Source organism: Kordiimonas sediminis, assembly GCF_014656395.1.
Taxonomy (GTDB): Bacteria; Pseudomonadota; Alphaproteobacteria; order Sphingomonadales; family Kordiimonadaceae; genus Kordiimonas_A; species Kordiimonas_A sediminis.
The window spans coordinates 1,013,797-1,033,488 of the sequence record NZ_BNCI01000001.1; the positions used below are offsets into that span (position 1 = coordinate 1,013,797).

Annotated in this window: 19 protein-coding genes; 10 read left to right on the top strand and 9 right to left on the bottom strand. The window is 51.4% G+C overall.

The annotated features are described in order from the left end of the window. The first annotated feature begins 27 nt into the window (after window positions 1–27). Both IE181_RS04575 and IE181_RS04580 read left to right on the top strand, forming a co-directional pair. Window positions 28–2,415 carry a thiamine pyrophosphate-binding protein gene (locus IE181_RS04575; RefSeq protein WP_191250357.1) on the top strand — a complete coding sequence of 796 codons (2,388 nt, stop codon included), beginning with the start codon at window positions 28–30 and terminating at the stop codon, window positions 2,413–2,415. A gap of 84 nt (window positions 2,416–2,499) precedes the next feature. After that, window positions 2,500–3,105, top strand: a complete 606-nt coding sequence (locus tag IE181_RS04580) for an SRPBCC family protein (protein WP_191250358.1) — start codon at window positions 2,500–2,502, stop codon at window positions 3,103–3,105. 36 nt (window positions 3,106–3,141) lie between these two features. Here IE181_RS04580 and IE181_RS04585 read toward each other — a convergent pair whose 3' ends face one another. The 4 genes from IE181_RS04585 to IE181_RS04600 form a co-directional block, all read right to left on the bottom strand. Beyond that, window positions 3,142–3,321 (bottom strand): hypothetical protein, encoded by a 180-nt coding sequence (locus tag IE181_RS04585; RefSeq protein WP_191250359.1) that lies wholly within the window; start codon window positions 3,319–3,321, stop codon window positions 3,142–3,144. 81 nt (window positions 3,322–3,402) lie between these two features. Beyond that, entirely contained in the window at window positions 3,403–4,542 is a 1,140-nt protein-coding gene (locus IE181_RS04590; RefSeq protein ID WP_191250360.1) for an acyl-CoA dehydrogenase family protein, read from the bottom strand. Between the two features lie 184 nt (window positions 4,543–4,726). After that, window positions 4,727–5,089, bottom strand: a complete 363-nt coding sequence (locus tag IE181_RS04595; protein WP_191250361.1) for a hypothetical protein — start codon at window positions 5,087–5,089, stop codon at window positions 4,727–4,729. A gap of 71 nt (window positions 5,090–5,160) precedes the next feature. After that, the gene (locus IE181_RS04600) at window positions 5,161–5,787 is read right to left on the bottom strand and encodes a hypothetical protein (protein WP_191250362.1); all 627 of its coding nucleotides are present in this window, start codon (window positions 5,785–5,787) and stop codon (window positions 5,161–5,163) included. Window positions 5,788–5,953: 166 nt separating this feature from the next. Here IE181_RS04600 and IE181_RS04605 point away from each other — a divergent pair, with 166 nt between their 5' ends. After that, the gene (locus IE181_RS04605) at window positions 5,954–6,484 is read left to right on the top strand and encodes a hypothetical protein (RefSeq protein WP_191250363.1); all 531 of its coding nucleotides are present in this window, start codon (window positions 5,954–5,956) and stop codon (window positions 6,482–6,484) included. A gap of 150 nt (window positions 6,485–6,634) precedes the next feature. Here the strand turns inward: IE181_RS04605 and IE181_RS04610 are convergent, their stop codons facing one another. From IE181_RS04610 to IE181_RS04620, 3 genes are all read right to left on the bottom strand, one after another. Then, the gene (locus IE181_RS04610) at window positions 6,635–7,159 is read right to left on the bottom strand and encodes a hypothetical protein (protein ID WP_191250364.1); all 525 of its coding nucleotides are present in this window, start codon (window positions 7,157–7,159) and stop codon (window positions 6,635–6,637) included. Window positions 7,160–7,173: 14 nt separating this feature from the next. After that, complete coding sequence (locus tag IE181_RS04615) at window positions 7,174–7,473, bottom strand: SCP2 sterol-binding domain-containing protein (protein ID WP_191250365.1); 300 nt, start codon at window positions 7,471–7,473, stop codon at window positions 7,174–7,176. A 260-nt stretch (window positions 7,474–7,733) separates the two neighbouring features. Continuing rightward, the gene (locus tag IE181_RS04620; protein ID WP_191250366.1) at window positions 7,734–8,465 is read right to left on the bottom strand and encodes a DUF748 domain-containing protein; all 732 of its coding nucleotides are present in this window, start codon (window positions 8,463–8,465) and stop codon (window positions 7,734–7,736) included. A 179-nt stretch (window positions 8,466–8,644) separates the two neighbouring features. Here IE181_RS04620 and IE181_RS04625 point away from each other — a divergent pair, with 179 nt between their 5' ends. Both IE181_RS04625 and IE181_RS04630 read left to right on the top strand, forming a co-directional pair. Continuing rightward, the gene (locus IE181_RS04625) at window positions 8,645–9,925 is read left to right on the top strand and encodes an EAL domain-containing protein (protein ID WP_191250367.1); all 1,281 of its coding nucleotides are present in this window, start codon (window positions 8,645–8,647) and stop codon (window positions 9,923–9,925) included. After that, the gene (locus tag IE181_RS04630; RefSeq protein WP_191250368.1) at window positions 9,926–10,822 is read left to right on the top strand and encodes a TIGR01459 family HAD-type hydrolase; all 897 of its coding nucleotides are present in this window, start codon (window positions 9,926–9,928) and stop codon (window positions 10,820–10,822) included. Between the two features lie 57 nt (window positions 10,823–10,879). On the opposite strand, the gene IE181_RS04635 is transcribed toward IE181_RS04630, so the two are convergent. Together IE181_RS04635 and IE181_RS04640 are read right to left on the bottom strand one after the other, a co-directional pair. Next, complete coding sequence (locus IE181_RS04635) at window positions 10,880–11,905, bottom strand: protein phosphatase CheZ (protein WP_191250369.1); 1,026 nt, start codon at window positions 11,903–11,905, stop codon at window positions 10,880–10,882. Continuing rightward, complete coding sequence (locus IE181_RS04640; protein WP_191250370.1) at window positions 11,905–12,291, bottom strand: response regulator; 387 nt, start codon at window positions 12,289–12,291, stop codon at window positions 11,905–11,907. Before IE181_RS04640 ends, IE181_RS04635 begins: the two co-directional genes overlap by 1 nt. A gap of 242 nt (window positions 12,292–12,533) precedes the next feature. Here IE181_RS04640 and IE181_RS04645 point away from each other — a divergent pair, with 242 nt between their 5' ends. The 5 genes from IE181_RS04645 (at window position 12,534) to mutL (ending at window position 19,650) form a co-directional block, all read left to right on the top strand. Beyond that, window positions 12,534–13,562 carry a bifunctional riboflavin kinase/FAD synthetase gene (locus tag IE181_RS04645; protein ID WP_191250371.1) on the top strand — a complete coding sequence of 343 codons (1,029 nt, stop codon included), beginning with the start codon at window positions 12,534–12,536 and terminating at the stop codon, window positions 13,560–13,562. 257 nt (window positions 13,563–13,819) lie between these two features. Then, window positions 13,820–16,648 (top strand): isoleucine--tRNA ligase, encoded by a 2,829-nt coding sequence (ileS, locus tag IE181_RS04650; RefSeq protein ID WP_191250372.1) that lies wholly within the window; start codon window positions 13,820–13,822, stop codon window positions 16,646–16,648. After that, on the top strand, window positions 16,648–17,160 hold the full coding sequence (lspA, locus tag IE181_RS04655; RefSeq protein ID WP_229819149.1) for a signal peptidase II: 513 nt from the start codon (window positions 16,648–16,650) through the stop codon (window positions 17,158–17,160). The genes ileS and lspA overlap by 1 nt, the downstream gene beginning before the upstream one ends. Before the next feature lie 32 nt (window positions 17,161–17,192). Continuing rightward, window positions 17,193–17,630 carry a DUF3035 domain-containing protein gene (locus IE181_RS04660; protein ID WP_191250373.1) on the top strand — a complete coding sequence of 146 codons (438 nt, stop codon included), beginning with the start codon at window positions 17,193–17,195 and terminating at the stop codon, window positions 17,628–17,630. 88 nt (window positions 17,631–17,718) lie between these two features. After that, on the top strand, window positions 17,719–19,650 hold the full coding sequence (gene mutL, locus IE181_RS04665; protein WP_191251562.1) for a DNA mismatch repair endonuclease MutL: 1,932 nt from the start codon (window positions 17,719–17,721) through the stop codon (window positions 19,648–19,650). Window positions 19,651–19,692: the final 42 nt, after the last annotated feature.

A 19,692-nucleotide genomic window follows, 5' to 3' on the forward strand; every position in this document is an offset into this window, starting at 1 on the left:
AAACCACGTCAATCAGAGTTTGTATCTATGGCTATTACAGCAAAAAAGAGTAAAAGCCCGGTGGCATCCGCCACCTCCCGGCCGGTATCAGCGGATGAACTGGCGACACTGGATTTGCTATATCAGCAAGTGCAGTGGCTGTCTGCCTGGACTATACACCATGCAAATAATATTCGGCCCAACGAAGATGGTTTGAAAGTCGGCGGTCATCAGGCTTCCAGCGCGTCGCTCGCTGCTATCATGTGTGCGCTCTATTTCAAGGTTCTAAATCCAAATGATCGCATAGCGGTCAAACCGCACGCCAGCCCTGTTTTTCATGCAATTCAGTATTTGCTGGGCCGTCAAAGCCGAGAGCAATTGGAACAGTTTCGGGCCCTGGGTGGGGCACAGAGTTATCCCAGCCGCACAAAAGACAAGGATGATGTGGATTTCTCCACGGGGTCGGTTGGCCTTGGTGCTGCCATGACGCTGTTTGCGTCGCTGGTGCAGGACCATCTGCTTGACAAGGGAGTGCTAGCAAAAGAAGACGCAGGCAGGATGATCTCGCTCCTAGGCGATGCGGAACTGGACGAAGGCAATATCTACGAAGCCCTGATCGAAGGCTATAAGCACGGTTTGCGTAATTGCTGGTGGGTCATTGATTATAACCGTCAAAGTCTGGACGCTATAACCAGTGACCGGATGTTTACACGGTTTCATGATATTTTCGAGACGACAGGCTGGAAAGTCATCACCCTGAAATACGGCAAGTTATTGCAGGATGCTTTCACAAAACCGGGCGGGGAGGCATTACGGGCCTGGATTGATGAATGCCCGAACGATCTTTATAGCGCGCTTACTTACAAAGGGGGTGCCGCCTGGCGTGCACGACTGCTCGCAGATATTGGCAAAAAACGGGGCGTCAAAGCCTTGTTGAACGGTTATGACGACAAGGCCCTGGGTGCCCTGATGACCAACCTGGGCGGGCATGACCTTGAACTGTTGCTAGAGACATTCCTGTCAATTGATAGCGACCAGCCCCACTGTTTTATCTGTTATACAGTCAAGGGACGAGGCTTGCCGTTCGAAGGGCATAAAGATAATCATGCGGGCTTGATGAACCCATCACAGATGGCAGACTTGCAGGACCGAATGAATATCCCAGCGGGTCAGGAATGGGTGCCATTTGCCGGGATGCCTGACAAAGCAGATGCGTTGAACAAGTATCTTGAAACAGTACCGTTCAACCAGCGGTCTTCGGGCCGTAAAACTGCTCCGGTTCTGCCGGTTCCGCCGAAAGAAAGTTTTCCGTGCCCGGCAGATAAGGCAACCAGCACTCAGGTAGCTTTTGGTAAAATAATGAATGCCTTGGCAAAGTCGGAGACGGCGCTTGCGGATCATATTATCACCACCAGCCCGGATGTGACGGTGTCTACAAACCTTGGTGGGTGGGTGAACCAGCGCGGTATTTATAGCCGCGAGGGTCATACTGATACATTCAAGGAGCAGCAGGTTCTAAGCCCTCAAATATGGCAGTCTGCGACAACCGGGCAGCATATGGAGCTGGGGATTGCTGAAAATAATTTGTTTTTGGCATTGGCCGCGATGGGCCTGTCCGGCAGTTTGTTTGGGACACGTTTGATGCCTGTTGGAACGCTCTATGATCCGTTTATAAATCGCGGGTTGGATGCACTGAATTATGCCTGTTATCAGGATAGCCGGTTTATGCTGGTTGCAACACCCAGCGGTATTACACTGGCACCGGAAGGCGGGGCACATCAGTCGATCCACACGCCGGTGATCGGAATGGCGCAGGATAAACTGGTGTATTTTGAACCAGCCTATGTCGACGAATTATCAGCCATTATGCGTCGCGGTTTTGAACATATGCAAAAGACTGACGGTGATTCGATTTATCTGCGGCTGTCGACCCGTGTGCTGGAACAGGTGGAACGCCCGGACGATAGGTGGGAAGAGGAAATGCTGGTTGGTGGTGCCTACTGGCAGGAGCAGCCAGAAGAAGGTGCAGAACTGGCGATTATTTATACGGGCGCTGTTGCGCCGGAGGCCAAAGCAGCCTTTGACAGTATCTTGGAGGATGTCCCGGGTGCGGGCTTGATGGCTGTCCCGTCACCGGATCAGGTACATAAAGCCTGGTCAAAAAGTATCCGTGATCTGGGGGCTGACAATATCAATGAACCCTGTCATATACGGCAGCTCTTATCCCGCCTGTCTCCTAACGCGAAGCTTGTCACGGTCATTGACGGGGCGCCAACCACGCTTAGCTGGCTTGGATCTGTCTGCGGGCACAGGGTGATGCCGCTTGGGATCGACCGGTTTGGTCAAAGCGGATCAATTAACGAGCTGTACCGCGAATACAGGATTGGTACAGATGCGATTGTAGATGCCTGTGCATCGGCCTTCACGGCGCGGTAGCAGCAAGCTATAATTGGTGTAAGCACGATCCAGAATGATAGCAGGCCAGGGCGGTATGCACTGCCAAAAACGAAAGAAACTAAAATGCAGCGTTATGCCAACAGGAAAGTAAAAGACCGGTTTCGTGATTGGAACCTGTTACACAAAAGCGTGGTGATATTTTTGTGGGCATTGGGGTTTGGTACGGCATTACGGGCCTATTTGGTGGTTGATGGTGGTGCTGTTGAACTGCAAATGGAGCAAACCTTGCCCCACGGAGCCGAGACTATTTGGCCATGGCTGCATGACACGGAAAACCGCCCTCGCTGGCAGGCTCATATTACACGGGTTAGTAAACTGCGTGGTGATACGGCTGCAGTGCGTTCTACGCGCCTGATTTCCTGGCGGGATCGCGGCAAGCGCTGGACAGGTGTTGAAGAAACCGTCGCCAGTGTACCTGGACGTCTGTATGAGGTTTATCAGGAATCTGAAAAGGATACCCGCCGCTTTAAGGTCGAGCTGGAGCCGATTTCTGCATGTCAGACCCGTGTTGTCTTTACTGAGACGATCAGGGACGAGTCCTATTCAAATAGATTCTTCGGGTTTTTGCAGTCTGGTGACCGGACAGAGCGATTGACCATTTCTTTCAGTGCGCTGACAGACTGGCTGGAAACAACTGACACCGGACCTTGCAGCACGGTGTCAGAATAAACTGGGTATCAGGCCGGTGAAATGCCGGTATCTGATCTAGGTATCTTCAACGTTATAGTCGTCGAATTCCCATTCGTTGGCTTTTTCCATTTCTGCCAGGAACAGGTTTTCTGCCGCAACCACGGCTTCTTCCTCCGAGGAGGCATCCACTGTTGTAACCCAGTAGAAAGTACCGCGGTTTAGTTTGGCTTGAAGGGTAACCTTTAATTTCGCCATTTTAACGCCTCTTGTTACGATATGCTGCTACATACGGTGGCAGCGACCCAAGGTCAAGCGCCCTTGGGTCTGGACCGGGGCCTAGATTGAACGCCCGATAAGTTCCTTCATGATTTCTGATGTGCCGCCGTAGATACGCTGCACGCGACTATCGGCATAGTGATGCGAAATTTCATATTCCGACATAAAGCCATATCCGCCATGTAGTTGCAGGCATTCGTCAACAATCTTGCTTTGTAGTTCACTGCACCACAGTTTTGCCATGGCACCACCAACGGCGTCCAGTTCACCTTTGATATGGCGTCCCAGACACTCGTCGACAAAAGCCCAGCCAACCGCCAGTTGGGTTTTCATTTCAGCCAGTTTAAAGCGTGTGTTCTGAAAGGCGGCTACCGGCTTGCCGAATGCTTTGCGTTCTTTGACATAGTCGACCGTAATATCAAAAGCCCGCTGTGACCCTGCCATGGCAATGAAGCCGATAGACAGGCGTTCCTGAGGCAATTCTTTCATCAGATACATGAAGCCGGCATTTTCAGCGCCGATCAGGTTGCTGGCGGGGACACGGACATCATCAAAAAACAGTTCAGAAGTATCCGAGCTGTGCATGCCCAGTTTTTCCAGATTGCGTCCACGGCGGAAACCGTCCCGGTCAGCTTCGACAAGAATCAGGCTTGACCCTTTGGCGCCGCCTTCCTCTGTTGTTTTACAGACAACAATCACAATATCGCAGTGCTGCCCGTTTGAAATGAAAGTCTTGGCGCCGTTGATGACATAATGGTCGCCGTCTTTGCGGGCCGTGGTTTTGATGCCCTGCAAGTCACTGCCTGTGCCTGGCTCGGTCATGGCAATCGCACCAACATATTCGCCGGTTACCATTTTCGGCAGGACACGTTCTTTTAGTTCGTCGCTGCCGTAATGCAGAATGTAGGGCGCGACAATATCGGAATGGACAGCCAGTGCGGCACCACCGGCGCGATTATACGCCTGCTCTTCGTTAATAATGCAATTAATACGGTAGTCACTCCCCAGTCCGCCATATTGCTCTGGTAATTGCGGGCACAAAATCCCTGCTTCACCCGCCTTGTTCCAGAATTCACGTGGAACAATACCCGCTTTGTCCCATTCATCATGGAATGGTGTGGCTTCTGTTTGATAAAACTTCCTAACTGAATCACGAAAAATAGAATGATCTTCGTCGTAGATTGCGCGCGATTGTAACATACATTTCCTCCCGATGTGTTGGGAGTATGATGGTGACGTGCACGTCAACTGTCAATCGCAGATTGCGATGTTTGCTCAGGAGCGAGTCATAAAAAAAGACCGGGCAACCACCCGGTCTGATTATATTTTACTGACGTGTCAGGAACTGGTGCCTGTCTGGTGGTGCCAGTCTGGCTGCAAGGCTCTAGCTATCTCGCTGCGAGTTCCGGTATTCCCGGATTGCTTCATTCAGCTGTACCTGCAGGTCCCGGCGCTGATTATGGATATCAGCAGAGTCTTCCTGCCAGCGTTCGCGCTGTTCTTTCGTCATGAAAGGGGACAGTTTGGCGATACGTCTGTCCATGCAGGTCAACCATTCGTCAACATTGTTGGAATAGCTAATCACGGAATCGCGTGCAGCACGCATCTGCTCAGGGGTAGCATTCGTGCCACTTGGAAGCGTTGGCTTCGCAATTGGTTGCGGGCCACATTCTTCTGCCGAGACTGAACCGGAGACTGTTGCGGCAAAGACAACCGATAGTGCAAGCGTCTTAAAAAGTGGTTTCACGTTATGTATCCTTGGGTTTTCACAAGTAACAATCTGACAACTCAATACGTCAGGATTATGGCGTTTGGCTGTTAGGCTTTGTCGGCCTCAGGCGCTGCAGCTTGCTCTGCCTGAGCTTTCTGTGCTTCTGCCAATTGTTTCTGATACTCGATTTCAGCCTTTGCCTGATCCGGGAACATTTGTGCCCAAACAGCATTGATACGGCCACTAAGTTCAGAAATGGCATTGGCGATTGCCTGGAAATTATATCCGACACCCCGGTAGTAATAAATGTGGGTCGCAGGATTGTACGCGCGGTAGATATGTTTATCCTCAATGCGGGCATCAGGATTGATGGATGCAGGATCACCTACGAAGTCAATCACGACATGCTCGCCTTTGGTTTCTGCGATAAATTCGTCGGTCTTCTGATCCATATGCTCCCACAATTCACCAAGACGGCGATCATTCAGCGGGTGCTTTTCAGGCAGTTGCAGAACTTTGCGCAGGCTCTCGCCGCGGGCGCGGGAACGGGCCCGTGCTGGCCATAACATTGCAGAAAGCTGAGAAGCAGGCATCAGAACCATCTGGCCGCCGTATAGGATGCCTGGACCAGCTTGTGCCGACATAGCCTGATTGAACAGATCAAAGGCAGCTTTAGTGTGCAGGCACTGATTACGAAGTTCGTGAATGTAAATTGAAAGAGTATTATTATCCATTTTTTCCGGTCGCTTTTTATCAAAAAGTGAAAGTCTTTGACTTTTGCTACCATAGAGACCGTCTGCAATCCAGTGGAGAATGGTCGATTGATCAAATCGTCTCTATTCATTGCCAAGTTGAATCTGACACTGTAGAATATCTGCGGGTATATAGTGAGTGTTGAACATGGCTGATATGATGTTATCAGGCCGTAGCGCAGAGGCGCGCCAACAGGATCGTTATGTGGATCAGCGGGCCGATGATGGTCCGGTTAGCCGCAGTAGAACGGTTGGCGCTCTTCGGGCAGAAGCGGCTGCGCGGATGCAGGCGGGAACGTTTGCGTCTGCTGTTGATTCGTCTGTTGCCAGTTCCGTAAAATCCCAGGCGCGACCAATCGTGAAAGCCTTCACTGGCGAAAGTGGCAGTACGGACAGCAGGGAGAATGCCGGTGGTACCGGTGCCGTATCTGTTCGCAGCGCCAGCCGTTCCGTCATGGTGCCGCAAATACCAGCACAGCCCGGTCGCGGCATGTTGTCCACAGATGTGATGCGGGCACTTTCTGAAACGTTTACGCAGGAAAAAGCAGCGCGTGCCAGATTTCCTGCGCCGGATGCCGTCAGCGAAGGGCTAAAGGTCTATAAAACAGTGCAGAGCGCCCGCGAGGCGTCGGCCAATTTGTTTGGCATTTTATCGGATCCGATTGCCCAATCGGCCTAATGATAGCAGGTATCGCTATTGTTTCTTCTTTTCACAAGAAAATTTTGATGTACGCGCACTGAATAGCTCAGTGCGTCATAAGTCGGCCTGAACGGCAGACGATTAAAGATCTATTCTTTGAGGCTGTTTCAGGGGTCAGGCTAGGCTACTTTAGTCCAGATAGGCCTGCATCATTTGCATCCAGCGAACAGACCGGTCTGCATGGTCGCTTGAACGGCTATCCCCGATGGGTTGGTAGCTGTAAAACAGAACCATACTTTGGTTCTCACCTTTTTCCAGAATCTGAACAGAGACAATTGCCGGGAACTGTTTGCCAGGGTCTCTTTCAGTGAACTCGAATTTATTATTGAAGATATCAATAGTCCGGGACTGAATGGTGCGCTGGCTGTCGGTGAAGTCCAGCAGGGCAAGCCGCAGTTTCTGGGCACTTACCGGGAAGACCGGGCTGGCACCGTCTGCTTCGGCAACAGGGCATTCCAGAGGATCACACAACAGAAAGCCCGTATCCGCGGGGCTATAATTTAAATGCTGGAAATCCGTTGACGGGAAATTCCCCTCTTCAGTGCCGACCAGTCCAGACCCACCGCCCATAGAAATGAAAAGATAGAAGCCGATGCCTGCTACAACAACAAGCACACTGGCACCAATAACGATGGATCTGAATTTTTCTAACATAAAACCTGTCTATTTTAGCCGAGAACGCTACCCAATTGCATAGCAAGGCTCATATCACCTTCCACGCGCAGTTTGCCAGACATAAATGCCATTTGTGCGTTCAGGTCGCCTGATGCAATTTTTACAAAATCATCCATAGATACTTTGACGGTACAGTCTGCGTCAGTGTCAGCATTATCGACAACAGTTGGCGATGCTTTGCCGTCTACGCGGATGACACCGTCGTCACCGAAATCAAACTTGATAATAGCTTCTAGCGGCGAGTGGGCACCAATACGGCCACGCATTTCGTCAGTAATTTTTTCCAGTGACATTGTTCTCTCCCTTATTGAACAGATTTGTCGTGCGTTTCAAATTTATAAACTCAGGTACATATTTGTATCGGTAATATTGGACTTGTCAGTCTAATAATCAATGGTAATTCATATTTTTCAGCAAAGGTGTCTGGTCAGCACAGTATCGTAGCGTGTGGAAATCAGGGGATTCTGCGCTTGATATACCTTTGCGAGAAGCCCCGCTACAAATGCCCGGTGGGCAATAGGTGCAGCAGGGCGCCCAGTGCGGCAAAAGACCATCAATTATTGGTTTCGCTTTCTTTTTCTTTACCTTTCAATAGGCCGGTAAGTCCTTTTTTCAGGTTGTCTTCCTGACCCTTCAGCAGATCTTTGATTTTGTCGCCTGCCTGCGCTTTGATAAGGGCTTCGGCGATCTGTGGTTTCAGCATATCCATGATGTGACGGGCAATTTCTGAAGGCGCTAGCCCCTGTTCGTCAGTACCAAGGTTGGTCAGGGTAAAGTCCTGCAGTTGAACATCTTTTTGAACCTTTACGACCGAATCGACATCAAGGGATGCAACCGGGCCGACAACTTTCAGTTCTTTGATTGTCAGTGTAATCGCAGAGGGTTCGCTTGCTGTTGATTCTGACGGCATCAGACCGGCAGAGAAGGTTTGGAAGTTGTTTTTCTTGCCTCTCACGATGACAGCCAGAGCGGGTTCACTAATGACTAGCGAGTCGATAATGATGTGGTCGGTCAGCAGCGACTTTGGCTGGACTTTCATCTGAAAGGCGCCAAGGGACATCATTTTGCTGTCGCCAAAACCTTCAGGTTGTCCAAGTGCGAGACCTTTTAGGGATGTTTCCCCGGAGAAGGGTGACAAAGAGACGGATTCAAGGCTGACATCAACTTTCAGGATTTCAGGGCCATATGTTTCGGTACCGTTCTTAACGATTGACCCGAACTGATAATAGACAAGCACACCTGTCAGAATAATGCCTGCAATAAGTATGATCAGAACGCGTTTCATTGGAATTTCCCCTTTGCCTGCTTCAGAATACGTGTGTCATCATGCTGCGGTAGCCTACCATAAATAAAACAAAAGTGGATATTGATTATAGTTTCTGGAAAATTGATCCGGGATGACTTAGGGTAAAAGTATAGAGGTGATCTAGTAGGCTGGCACATCTGGTCTGGAGGGGCTGATTCATGAATCCTGTTACGCAGGTACTATTATATATTTCCTATGCAGTTCTTGCTATTGCTGTGGCCTTGGTGCCGCCACGCCTCATGGATGTTGACCAGTCCACCACAAGTGTTATTGCCATGTTTGTCTTCTTTTTGGCGTGGCAGCTAAACAACTGGTTTGTTGCCCGCGAAACAATAGACATTGCGGGCGAACGTCTGGACCGCATGGAAGATATTGCTAAGATGCTGCGGCATGATCTGGAGAAGACCAAGCGCAATGTTAATTTCAATGCCGAAGATTCCGACCTGAAAAGCCAGCAACTAGTGACAGAGCTGCAGGTGTTGCAGACTTTATTGTCGCAGGTCATGGAGCGGGAGCAGGATTTCGGCGCACGGCGCCGTGCTAAAGAAAGCGTAGCCCGGCAGCAGACAGTTTCTGCCGCGGCAGATAATACGGTCAGTCCTATGATGGCAGACACTGCTACTGAAGATACAATCGACACATCAACAGACGGCGATACCGTAGTCAGATCTTCTTCTGGCGCCAATGTACGTATGATTGAAAGCGAAGAAAAGCTGTTGTCTGTTGTGCATGCTTCTCTGGCCGAGAATCGCGTGGATTTATATTTGCAGTCTGTTGTGACCTTGCCGAACCGCCAGCCACGCTTTTATGAATGTTTCTCCCGCGTTCGTGACGAAGAAGGGAATGTCATCCTGCCTAGTCAGTATCTGGAGGTTGCGGAAAAGACAGGCATGATTGGCACGATTGATAATCTGTTGCTGTTTAGGTTGATCCAGCTTGTCAGGCGATTGGGGCCGCGTAAGCCGGATACCCGATTCTTCTGCAACATGTCAGCAACGTCCATGGCAGATAGCGAGTTCTTCCCGCAGTTTGTGGAATTTATGGCGACAAACAATGAGTTTTCTGACCGGCTGGTGTTTGAGATCAGTCAGGACGATTATAAAAAGATTGATGATGAAACCCTGGACAGATTGTTCAGCCTGTCTCGGCACGGCTATGCATTCTCCATGGATCAGATCACGGACCTTGATTTTGATTTTCTTTCTCTTGCCCGTCAGAATTTCATGTATGCCAAGGCAGACATTGAACATCTGATGCGTAATCGTGAAGATGTGGAAGTGTTGAAGGCGTTTCTTGCCCGCAATAATATCAAACTGATTGCCAGCCATATGGAACATGAAGATCATGTGCTGGATGCAATTGATGCGTCGATCGAGTTCGCACAGGGCTTTAAGTTTGACGAGCCGCGCCCTGTATCTGAAATGGACCGGGACTTTTAGATGAGCCAATCACCTTTGGAAACCGTGCAGCCTCTTGCCAGTCTGGGGGAGTGGCAGGATGATCTTGATTTGATTATTTGTGATCTGTGGGGTGTCATGCATGACGGCATCGTCCTTCATCCGGCGGCTGATAATGCGCTGGTGAAGGCGCGGCAGGCAGGGATCACAACGGTGTTTCTGTCGAACGCACCGCGTCCACGCGATCATGTGCGGAGTTTGCTGGCCAGCATGGGGATGACGCCGGCACTTTTGGATAATATTGTCACGTCTGGTGGATTGGCCCGTGATGTTGTCAGGCAGGACTACAAGGGGGCTGCCCTCTATCACCTGGGCCCTGACGAAGACCATAACACGGTAGAAGGGCTGGATGTCCGGCTGATGGAAAGCCCAGAGAATGCCGATGTCATTCTGGCAACGGGACTGGATTATCGGGATGTGGCCGACCACAAGGCCTATCTGACAGAAGCAGCAGCAAAAGGGGTGCCTTTTCTGTGCGCTAACCCGGACAGGGTCGTGCATGTGGGGGAAAAGCTCTATACCTGCGCCGGGGCGGTCGCGGACCTATATTCGGACATGGGCGGTCCGGTTACCTGGTTTGGAAAACCAATTGCAGACAGCTTACGAGCCTGTATCGGTGAAGCAGGGCTTGATACTAAAACCATCCATCCGGACCGGATTGTCATGATCGGGGACAGTCTGCAGACTGACATTGCCGGGGCACACGCTGCTGGCGTACGGTCAATTCTGGTGGGGGGCGGTATTCACCGCGAGCATTTGACATGTGTTTCGGCCTATATGGTCGACAGTCAGCCAATTCCCCATAAGGACTTTTCACGGGTTTTCGGCGAAGGAAAACCGATTCCGGACGCACTGATTGAACAGCTGGTGTGGCTATAGAAGCCCAACTTTCTCGTGTCGGTTTGTGCGAAAAAATTGACTTAAAGCGATAGAGAGTTAGCCAAACAGGGCGTCAATATCGTCCTGGCTGACTTCTTCGCCTTCGGGCAGATCAACATCTGTGTCCGCTGGTTTTTTCCCAGCTTCCTTTTTTGCAGCCTCTGCTTTTGCTGCCTTTTCTTTTTCTTCTTTTTCGCGTTTAGCTGCTGCTTCGGCTTTCCCGGCTGCAATCTCAGCCATCGGGTCGAAGTCTTCTTCGAACATCTCGTCCAGTTGTTTGGGACTTACAGCTTTTGGCGGTTCCGGTGCTGGCGGGGGTGCCGGTTGTGGGGCTGGTGCCGGAGCAGGGGCTGGTGCCGGAGCAGGAGCTGGCTCAGGCGCTGGTGCAGGCACTGGTTCTGGTGTAGGGGCCGCCGCTGGTTTTGCCGCAGCTGCCGCTTCGGTGCCCATCAGTTCATCAACAGCAGACTGGTCAATTCCTTCCCCTTTTAGGGCAGGGCCAGACAGAAGCCGTTTTTCTTCAGGTATGTCTTCTGCCTCTTTGTCTTGTGCAGCATGAATGTCATCGTCTGTGATGCCCATCAAATCGCGTAGTTCAAGAACACGTTCCTCGATATGAGAAAGGGTTTCAACAACCTTGGAAATGCGCTGCCCGGTGATATCCTGAAACGAGCAGGCTTCAAAAATGCGCATCACCGCATCCTGCACTGTGCCCTGATAAGCATCCATGTCAGCAGTGTCCGCGCCCATAATTTCTTCGGCCGCTTCCATGATGGTATTGGTTGCTTCTTCTGTTTGCTGAACAATTGCATCCAGTTCCATACCGGCGCGCGGTATGCGGGATTCTTCCAGATCGTTCGGCTGCAAGGAGGCGATTTCTTTACGGGCGTTGGAGATATATTCACTCAAGGACCGGCATTCCCGGTAGATTGACGTATCAATCGACCGGAAAAATGCGCTCATTGTGCCAATCAGGACTTCCGTTACAGAAGCCACGTCCCCCAGCGACAGGTTTGCGTTTCTGTCCTTACGCAGGCTGTCTACCAGAAGTTCTATCTGTTTCGGAAGTTCGTCCTGAAGCATTAAAATTCCCCAAGTACCGCCGAAAGTTTCTGTTTCAGTGTCGCGGCGTTGAACGGTTTCACAATATAGTTGTTCACGCCTGCTTTCTTTGCAGCAATAACGTTGTCAGTTTTAGACTCTGCCGTCACCATGATAAAAGGTGTGTCTTTTAGCTGGCTATCGGCTCGTACTTCTTTCAGAAGTTCGTAGCCGGTCATCGGCTCCATATTCCAATCGGAAATGATCAGGCCGTAGGATTTTGACCGTGCCTTAGCGAGGGCTTGAGAGCCGTCAGTCGCCTCGTCAACATTATCAAAACCCAATTGTTTCAGTAGGTTACGGACAATCCGTAGCATTGTTTTGTAATCGTCTACGATCAGGATTGGCATATCCTTGTCAACTGCCATGGTTTCTTCCTCAGTTTAAAAAAATCATTGCCCGCAGGTAAAAAATACTCTTAACCCGCATATAATTCCACTTGGGACAGTAATTTGCCCTAATGAAGAATTGGTTAACTTATAATCGCGGATTGTGCAAATTCTTCTATTATTTATATTGTTTCTTTCATCAAGCCTATACTACAAAATTAGTGACGCCAATCATTACTGAACCTGTTGTAGTAATTATACGATCCAGAATGGAAAAACCTATGCAACTATATCGGCATTTGAACGAGGTACAGCGAAGTGAGGCTGGTTCCATCGTTGCCTTGGGGAATTTTGATGGCTTTCACCGGGGGCACCATGTCGTTATTGGCGAAGCAGGGCGCGCGGCCCGCGCTTTGGGCTGTTCGCTGACTGTTGTTGTTACAGAACCGCATCCGGTTTCTTTTTTTGCACCTGATGTAGCGCCATTTCGGCTTACACCGTTTCGGGAGCGGGCTAAGCTGTTGGAGCGTTTTGGCGTGGATCAGCTGCTTGTCCTGCCATTTGACAAGGATCTGGCGTCGATGCCCGCGGAAACTTTTGTCGAAAAGGTTCTGTGTGACACGCTGAATGCCAAGGGTGTTTGTGTTGGTTATGATTATCGGTTTGGCAAGGGCCGCGGTGGGGATACGGCCCTGTTGCAATCCATGGGTCAGTCTGCCGGATTTGGTGTAACCATTGTGAACCCGGTCACGGTTGGGCTTGAAGGATATGCAGGCGAGGTGTGTTCATCCACCCTTGTTCGCAAGGCGCTGCAGGCGGGCGAGGCACGTAAGGCGGCTGCCCTGTTGGGGCATTGGTGGACTATCAATGGTCGTATCAGCGCCGGCGATCAGCGCGGCAGGACAATCGGTTTTCCAACGGCGAATATTGAATTGGGCGAAAGTCTGGAGCCCAAGCTTGGGGTCTATGCCGTGCGTATTCAGCTTGAGGGCGAAACCCGGTGGCGGGAAGGCGTTGCCAATATTGGCCGTCGTCCTACCTTTGACAAACGGGATGTCTTGCTGGAAGCGCATCTGTTTGATTTCAAGGCGGACCTGTATGAACGCCATGCCCGGGTCGAACTGGTTGCATTCCTGCGGGCAGAGCGCAAGTTCGACGGACTGGAGTCGCTCAAAAACCAGATTGCAGAGGATTGCCGGATCGCACGGATCGTACACCGGGAGAGTGAAAACCTGCGTGATCGGCTTGTGGCACCGACACTTCATGACTATCTTGCGCTTTATCCTGAACCTCATACCTGCGCGCAATAATATATTTCCCCTTGGTTTGCGGGTTAAAACAGGCTCGACACATGCGGTGTAGCCTGATAGAAAAGCGCCCATGAAACAGACTATAGATACATGGGGCATCTATAAGCGCCCTGATATGCGTTTTCAGTATCCTGTTCCCGCGTATGGTGCTGGACGAATTATTTGCCCGGCGCTTGCGTAGCGACCGGGACTTCTGCGTATTATTTTCCTGAAAATTATAGTTTGTACCTATATTTGTGCGAGGGAGCACACGACAAATGTCTACTGATGAACAGACGAAGCGCGATTATCGCGATACAGTATTTTTGCCAAAAACTGATTTTCCCATGCGGGCTGGCTTGCCAGCGCGGGAGCCTGATTTCCTGAAAAAATGGGAAGCAGATAACATCTATGCACAGCTGCGCACAGAATCCAAAGGGCGCCCTAAATTTATTCTGCACGATGGCCCTCCATACGCAAATGGTGATATTCATATCGGCCATGCGATGAATAAAATTCTGAAGGATGTGATCGTCCGCAGTCAGCAGATGCAGGGCAAGGATGCGCCGTATGTGCCGGGCTGGGATTGTCATGGCTTGCCGATTGAATGGAAAATCGAAGAAAAATACCGCAAGAAAAAGAAGAACAAGGACGAAGTAGATCCTGTTGAATTCCGCCGTGAATGTCGCGAGTTTGCGGCAGGCTGGATTGATGTCCAAAAAGAGCAGTTCAAACGTCTGGGAATTTTTGGTGACTGGGACAACCCATACACCACCATGAAGTTTGAGGCTGAGGCCAAGATCGTAGAAGAACTGCTGAAGTTTGCACGCAGTGGTGCCCTGTACCGGGGGTCCAAGCCTGTGATGTGGTCCCCGGTTGAGAAAACAGCGCTTGCAGAAGCAGAAGTGGAATACCACGATCATACTTCTGTACAGATTGATGTCGGTTTCCCGGTTGTCTCAACGGACTGTGCGGACATCAAGGACGCGCAGGTGGTTATCTGGACGACGACCCCCTGGACCATTCCTGCGAACCGCGCTGTTTGTTATGGCCCTGATGTTGATTATGTTGTGATCTCTGTTACCGGCGTTGCGGATGATTCGACTACCGCAGTTGGTGAAAAACTGGCGCTTGCAGAAGCACTGGTGTCCGAATTTACCGCCCGTGCCGGCATCACGGCTTTTGATACGGTTGCTCATTTCAAGGGCTCTGCCCTTTCAGGTACCAAGCTTACCCATCCGTGGCATGGTCACGCTGATGCTGATGGCTTCTATGATTTTGATGTGCCTATGTTATCGGGCAATCATGTAACGATTGATGCAGGTACCGGGTTCGTTCACACGGCGCCGGGCCACGGTGAAGACGATTATATCGTTGGCCATGTGGAAAACGGTATTCCGCTGCCGTTCACAGTGAATGAAGCGGGTTGCTACTATGATCATGTGGCGCTGGTTGCCGGGCAGCATGTCTATAAGGTTGCCGATGCGGTTTGTGATCTGTTGACGGGTGTTGGTGCCCTGAAGGCACGCGGCAAGCTGGTGCATTCATATCCTCATAGCTGGCGTTCCAAAGCACCGCTGATTTTCCGCAACACACCGCAGTGGTTTATTTCAATGGAGAAAACCGGCCTGCGTGACACTGCCTTGAAGGCAATTCGCGAAGAGGTCGACTGGTTCCCGGGCGTCAGTAAAAACCGGATTGAAGCAATGGTGGCGGACCGTCCTGACTGGGTGATTTCCCGTCAGCGCGCCTGGGGTGTTCCAATCACATTGTTTGTTCACAAAGAAACCGGTGACATTCTGGTCGACGAGGCGGTGAATGCCCGTATCGTAGACGCTGTTACCGCAGGCGGTGCAGACGCGTGGGTGGCAGTTGATCCGCAGGAACTGCTAGGCAATACCTATAACGCAGATGACTATGAACAAGTCCAGGATATTCTGGACGTGTGGTTCGATAGCGGCTGTACCCATGCCTTTGTGGTTGAAGGACGCGAAGAGCTGAACGAACGCGCTGATCTGTATCTGGAAGGGTCAGACCAGCACCGTGGCTGGTTCCAGTCAAGCCTGCTGGAAAGCTGCGGTACGCGCGGACATGCGCCGTACAAGGGCGTTCTTACCCACGGCTTTACCATGGACGGTGACGGTCGCAAGATGTCCAAGTCACTTGGCAACACGGTGGCTCCTCAGACGATCATTAACCAGTTTGGGGCTGACATTCTGCGTCTTTGGGTCGTATCTACCGACTATATGGAAGATGTCCGTATTGGTGATGAAATCATCAAAGGCAGCGCCGATGCTTACCGGAAAATCCGGAATACGATGCGCTATCTCCTTGGTAATCTGGTTGATTTCTCTGACGAGGAAAAACTGGCGTATGACGAGATGCCAGCGCTGGAAAAATATATCCTGTCGCGGTTGGCAGAGGTTGGAAAAGTGGTTGAAGAGCGATCTTCTGTCTATGACTTTAACCCGATTTTTCGCGAAATTTACCGCTTCTGCATTCTGGATCTGAGCCAGTTCTATTTCGATATTCGGAAAGACTGTCTGTACTGTGATGATTCGCAAAGCATAAAGCGCCGGGCCACCCGCACGGTACTTGATATTCTGTTCCATAATCTGACGCGTTGGCTGGCACCAATTCTGGTGTTCACAACCGAAGAAATCTGGCAAGCCCGGTTTGGATCCGATGCAAAAAGCGTCCACCATCTTCAGTGGCAGGATACTGCAGAGTATCTGACCAAAGGGGATGCTGCGAAATGGGGTGTTATTTCTGAGGTGCGCCGTGTTGTTACCGCTGCGCTTGAGATCGACCGCAAAGAGAAACGGATCGGTTCCAGTCTGCAGGCTGCGGTAGATATTTATCTGTCTGACAATATGGCATCTGCCTTTGAAGGCGAAAGTCTGACGGAACTGTTCATTGTCTCCAGCGCGGCCGTTCATGCACTCGATGCAGCGCCGTCTGGTGCTTTTGCTCTGGAAGACGGTGCCAGCATCAAGGTTGTGACCAAAGTAGCAAGCGGTGACAAGTGTGAGCGTTGCTGGGTCGTCTCAGATGAAGTGTCTGAAAACGGTGATCTGTGTAACCGCTGTCAGGATGTGGTGGCCTAGTGATTAAGCCCGGGCCCTATAGTAAAATATCGCTTCTGGTCGTCTGTCTGATTTTGATAGTCGACCAGATAAGCAAGTGGTGGATTCTGTATAGTTTTGACCTGCCGGCCCGGCAATCAGTAGAAATTTTGCCGTTTTTTAACCTGACGATGGTTTGGAACAGCAGCATTTCCATGGGGCTTATTCCCCCTGAATGGTCTAATAAATATGCCCTGATTGTGGGGACGGGGCTTATCAGTCTCTGGGTTCTGATCTGGATGCTGAAAACCGGGTCTAAGCGCGAAGCAATCGCGCTTGCCGTCGTTCTGGGTGGTGCGGTCGGAAACCTGATTGACCGCATCATATACGGGGCAGTTGTGGACTTCGTGCACCTTCATGCAGGGGGCTATAGTTTTTACGTATTTAATGTTGCGGACAGTGCAATTACCCTCGGTGTCATACTTTTATTGATTGATGGGTTGCTTGCGGACGATAAAAGCCCTAAAAATGCCGCAAAGGATGTGTCAGATTAGGCGCATGACCTGATCTACTCCAGGAGAACAGAATGTCGGTTAAAAAAATATCCATCGTTATCCTAGCCGGTTTGTCGGTAACGGCATGTGGTATGATTGGTAATGACGGAAAATATGCCCCTGATGCGTTTGAGGTTGTTGATCGTGCACCGCTGGTGATTCCACCAGAATCTGAACTGCGGCCGCCACGGCCAGGTCAGCCACGGGCACAGGAACTTGATCCCGGTCAGCAGGCATACGAAGCTTTGTTTCCCGGCAAGACGCTGAAAAAGTCTGAACGTAAGTCAAACGGCGAACTGGTGCTGTTGATGAATGTTGGTGATAGTGAGCCTGATATCCGCTCTGAACTGAACAAGCGCGATGAAGGCGTGGTGAAAAAGACTTTGCTGTTGGCAGAAATTCTGGACGCTGATGAGCGTCAGTATGCGCCGGATAATGTTTCCGTGCGCCGGGTATCTGGCAAGCAGTAAGCTTCTTTATTTCAGGAATTTGAAGGTTGTTTTCGAGAAGTCGGAAACAGCCTTTTTCTTTGTCCGCAAGCCTGTTACAGTCGCCCCCATGTCAGATATATCCCGAGAAAATCTCCCTGCGAGCGCAGGTATTATCAAGCTTTTGAGCGAACGTACAATCAACCGCATTGCCGCAGGCGAAGTGGTGGAACGTCCGGCAAGCGCCGTGAAGGAATTGGTGGAAAATTCTATCGATGCTGGCGCAACCCGGATTGATGTTGTGGTGTGGGATGGCGGCCGCGACCTGATACAGGTAACCGATGATGGTTGCGGCATGTCGGCGGACGAGCTGACCCTTGCTGTTGAACGCCATGCGACCTCTAAGCTGACAGACGAAGATCTGGTCAATATTGGCTCTCTCGGTTTTCGCGGGGAAGCCCTTGCCTCCATCGGGTCCGTTGCGAAATTGTCTATTCTGTCGCGCGCGGGGGACAGTGAAGAAGCATGGATCGTTCGGGTGGAAGGCGGCAAAAAACAGCCGCCGGAGCCAGCGGCGTTTGGTGGCGGCACCCGGATTGAAGTGCGGGACCTTTTTTACGCGACGCCTGCCAGGCTGAAATTTCTTAAAACAGCGCGGACAGAATACGGCCAAATATCGGATACTTTGAAACGTTTGGCCATGGCCCACCCGGAAGTGTCTTTCTCCCTGTCGGATGGAACGCGGACCACCTTTAAGGCGCCGCATGTGGCAGGGTTGGAAGCGGACCCAAGGCTTGAACGCCTGTCCGTTGTTCTGGGGCGTGACTTTCGGGAAAATGCGGTCGAGATTAAGGCTGACCGGGAAGGGCTGCAACTGACGGGGTTTGCCGGACTGCCGACTTTTTCACGGGGTAATGCCCAGCACCAGTATCTGTTTGTCAATGGACGCCCGGTGAAGGATAAACTGTTATCTGGCGCGGTACGTGGGGCGTATCAGGATTATCTGGCGCGGGACCGGTACCCCCTTCTTGCCTTGTTTCTGGATGTCCCGCCTGCGTTCGTTGATGTGAATGTGCATCCTGCAAAGGCTGAAGTCCGGTTTCGGGATGCAGGCCTTGTTCGGGGGCTGATAGTCTCTGCGCTTAGACATGCACTGGCCGACGCCGGGCACCGTGCGTCCACAACGGTAGCCGGGGCAGCCTTGGGCGCGATGCGGCCACAGTCGTCCTTGCCGTGGGGGCAGCCAAACCGTGACCGGCCGCAATTACCAAGTGGGTTTGCCGCGGCAGCAGAGGCGATGCAGGCCCCGCATTACAGTGCAGGCAGTGCGCCCGGTTTAGATGGATACGGCGGTAACCGACCGGCCCACGGCATGTCTGACACAGGGCAGCTGGGTTTTGGTGCAAGGACCGAGATGGTCACCCCAAGCGCCCGTTCGGTAGATATGTCAGATGTGTCTGGACGCGAGGAGCAAGCGCAGGACTATCCACTGGGTGCAGCACGCGGGCAGGTTCACGCAACCTATATCGTCTCTCAAACCAGTGATGGCATTATCATCGTGGATCAACACGCTGCCCACGAACGCCTTGTCTATGAGCGCATGAAAAAATCCATGGCAGCGACCGGTGTGGCACGTCAAACCCTGTTGTTACCCGAAGTGGTTGAACTGGACGATATGGCGGCTGACCGCCTGATTGCCCGCGCTGACGAATTGGCCGACCTGGGACTGATCGTTGAAGGTTTCGGCGAAGGGGCTGTTGTCGTCCGCGAGGTTCCTGCCATGCTCGGAAAACTGGACGTTGCGGGCCTTATCCGTGATCTGGCCGACGAATTGACCGAACTGGATCAGGCACTGTCGCTGAAAGAAAAACTGGAAGAAGTATGCGGTACCATGGCGTGTCACGGCAGTGTGCGTGCTGGCCGTAGATTGACGGTGGAGGAAATGAACGCACTATTGCGCGAGATGGAGGCAACGCCCCATTCCGGCCAGTGTAATCATGGCCGCCCTACGTATGTGGAACTGAAACTGGCTGATATCGAAAGACTGTTTGGCAGACGGTAACAGTCAGCTGCCCGCACTGTCCTAAATTCTTTTCAAAAAATG

Bases quoted from the DNA above. Each gene is read 5' to 3' on its own strand.
- IE181_RS04575 (WP_191250357.1), top strand. From the start codon at position 28: ATGGCTATTACAGCAAAAAAGAGTAAAAGCCCGGTGGCATCCGCCACC.
- IE181_RS04580 (WP_191250358.1), top strand. From the start codon at position 2,500: ATGCAGCGTTATGCCAACAGGAAAGTAAAAGACCGGTTTCGTGATTGG.
- IE181_RS04585 (WP_191250359.1), bottom strand. From the start codon at position 3,321: ATGGCGAAATTAAAGGTTACCCTTCAAGCCAAACTAAACCGCGGTACT.
- IE181_RS04590 (WP_191250360.1), bottom strand. From the start codon at position 4,542: ATGTTACAATCGCGCGCAATCTACGACGAAGATCATTCTATTTTTCGT.
- IE181_RS04600 (WP_191250362.1), bottom strand. From the start codon at position 5,787: ATGGATAATAATACTCTTTCAATTTACATTCACGAACTTCGTAATCAG.
- IE181_RS04605 (WP_191250363.1), top strand. From the start codon at position 5,954: ATGGCTGATATGATGTTATCAGGCCGTAGCGCAGAGGCGCGCCAACAG.
- IE181_RS04610 (WP_191250364.1), bottom strand. From the start codon at position 7,159: ATGTTAGAAAAATTCAGATCCATCGTTATTGGTGCCAGTGTGCTTGTT.
- IE181_RS04615 (WP_191250365.1), bottom strand. From the start codon at position 7,473: ATGTCACTGGAAAAAATTACTGACGAAATGCGTGGCCGTATTGGTGCC.
- IE181_RS04620 (WP_191250366.1), bottom strand. From the start codon at position 8,465: ATGAAACGCGTTCTGATCATACTTATTGCAGGCATTATTCTGACAGGT.
- IE181_RS04625 (WP_191250367.1), top strand. From the start codon at position 8,645: ATGAATCCTGTTACGCAGGTACTATTATATATTTCCTATGCAGTTCTT.
- IE181_RS04630 (WP_191250368.1), top strand. From the start codon at position 9,926: ATGAGCCAATCACCTTTGGAAACCGTGCAGCCTCTTGCCAGTCTGGGG.
- IE181_RS04635 (WP_191250369.1), bottom strand. From the start codon at position 11,905: ATGCTTCAGGACGAACTTCCGAAACAGATAGAACTTCTGGTAGACAGC.
- IE181_RS04640 (WP_191250370.1), bottom strand. From the start codon at position 12,291: ATGGCAGTTGACAAGGATATGCCAATCCTGATCGTAGACGATTACAAA.
- IE181_RS04645 (WP_191250371.1), top strand. From the start codon at position 12,534: ATGCAACTATATCGGCATTTGAACGAGGTACAGCGAAGTGAGGCTGGT.
- ileS (WP_191250372.1), top strand. From the start codon at position 13,820: ATGTCTACTGATGAACAGACGAAGCGCGATTATCGCGATACAGTATTT.
- IE181_RS04660 (WP_191250373.1), top strand. From the start codon at position 17,193: ATGTCGGTTAAAAAAATATCCATCGTTATCCTAGCCGGTTTGTCGGTA.
- mutL (WP_191251562.1), top strand. From the start codon at position 17,719: ATGTCAGATATATCCCGAGAAAATCTCCCTGCGAGCGCAGGTATTATC.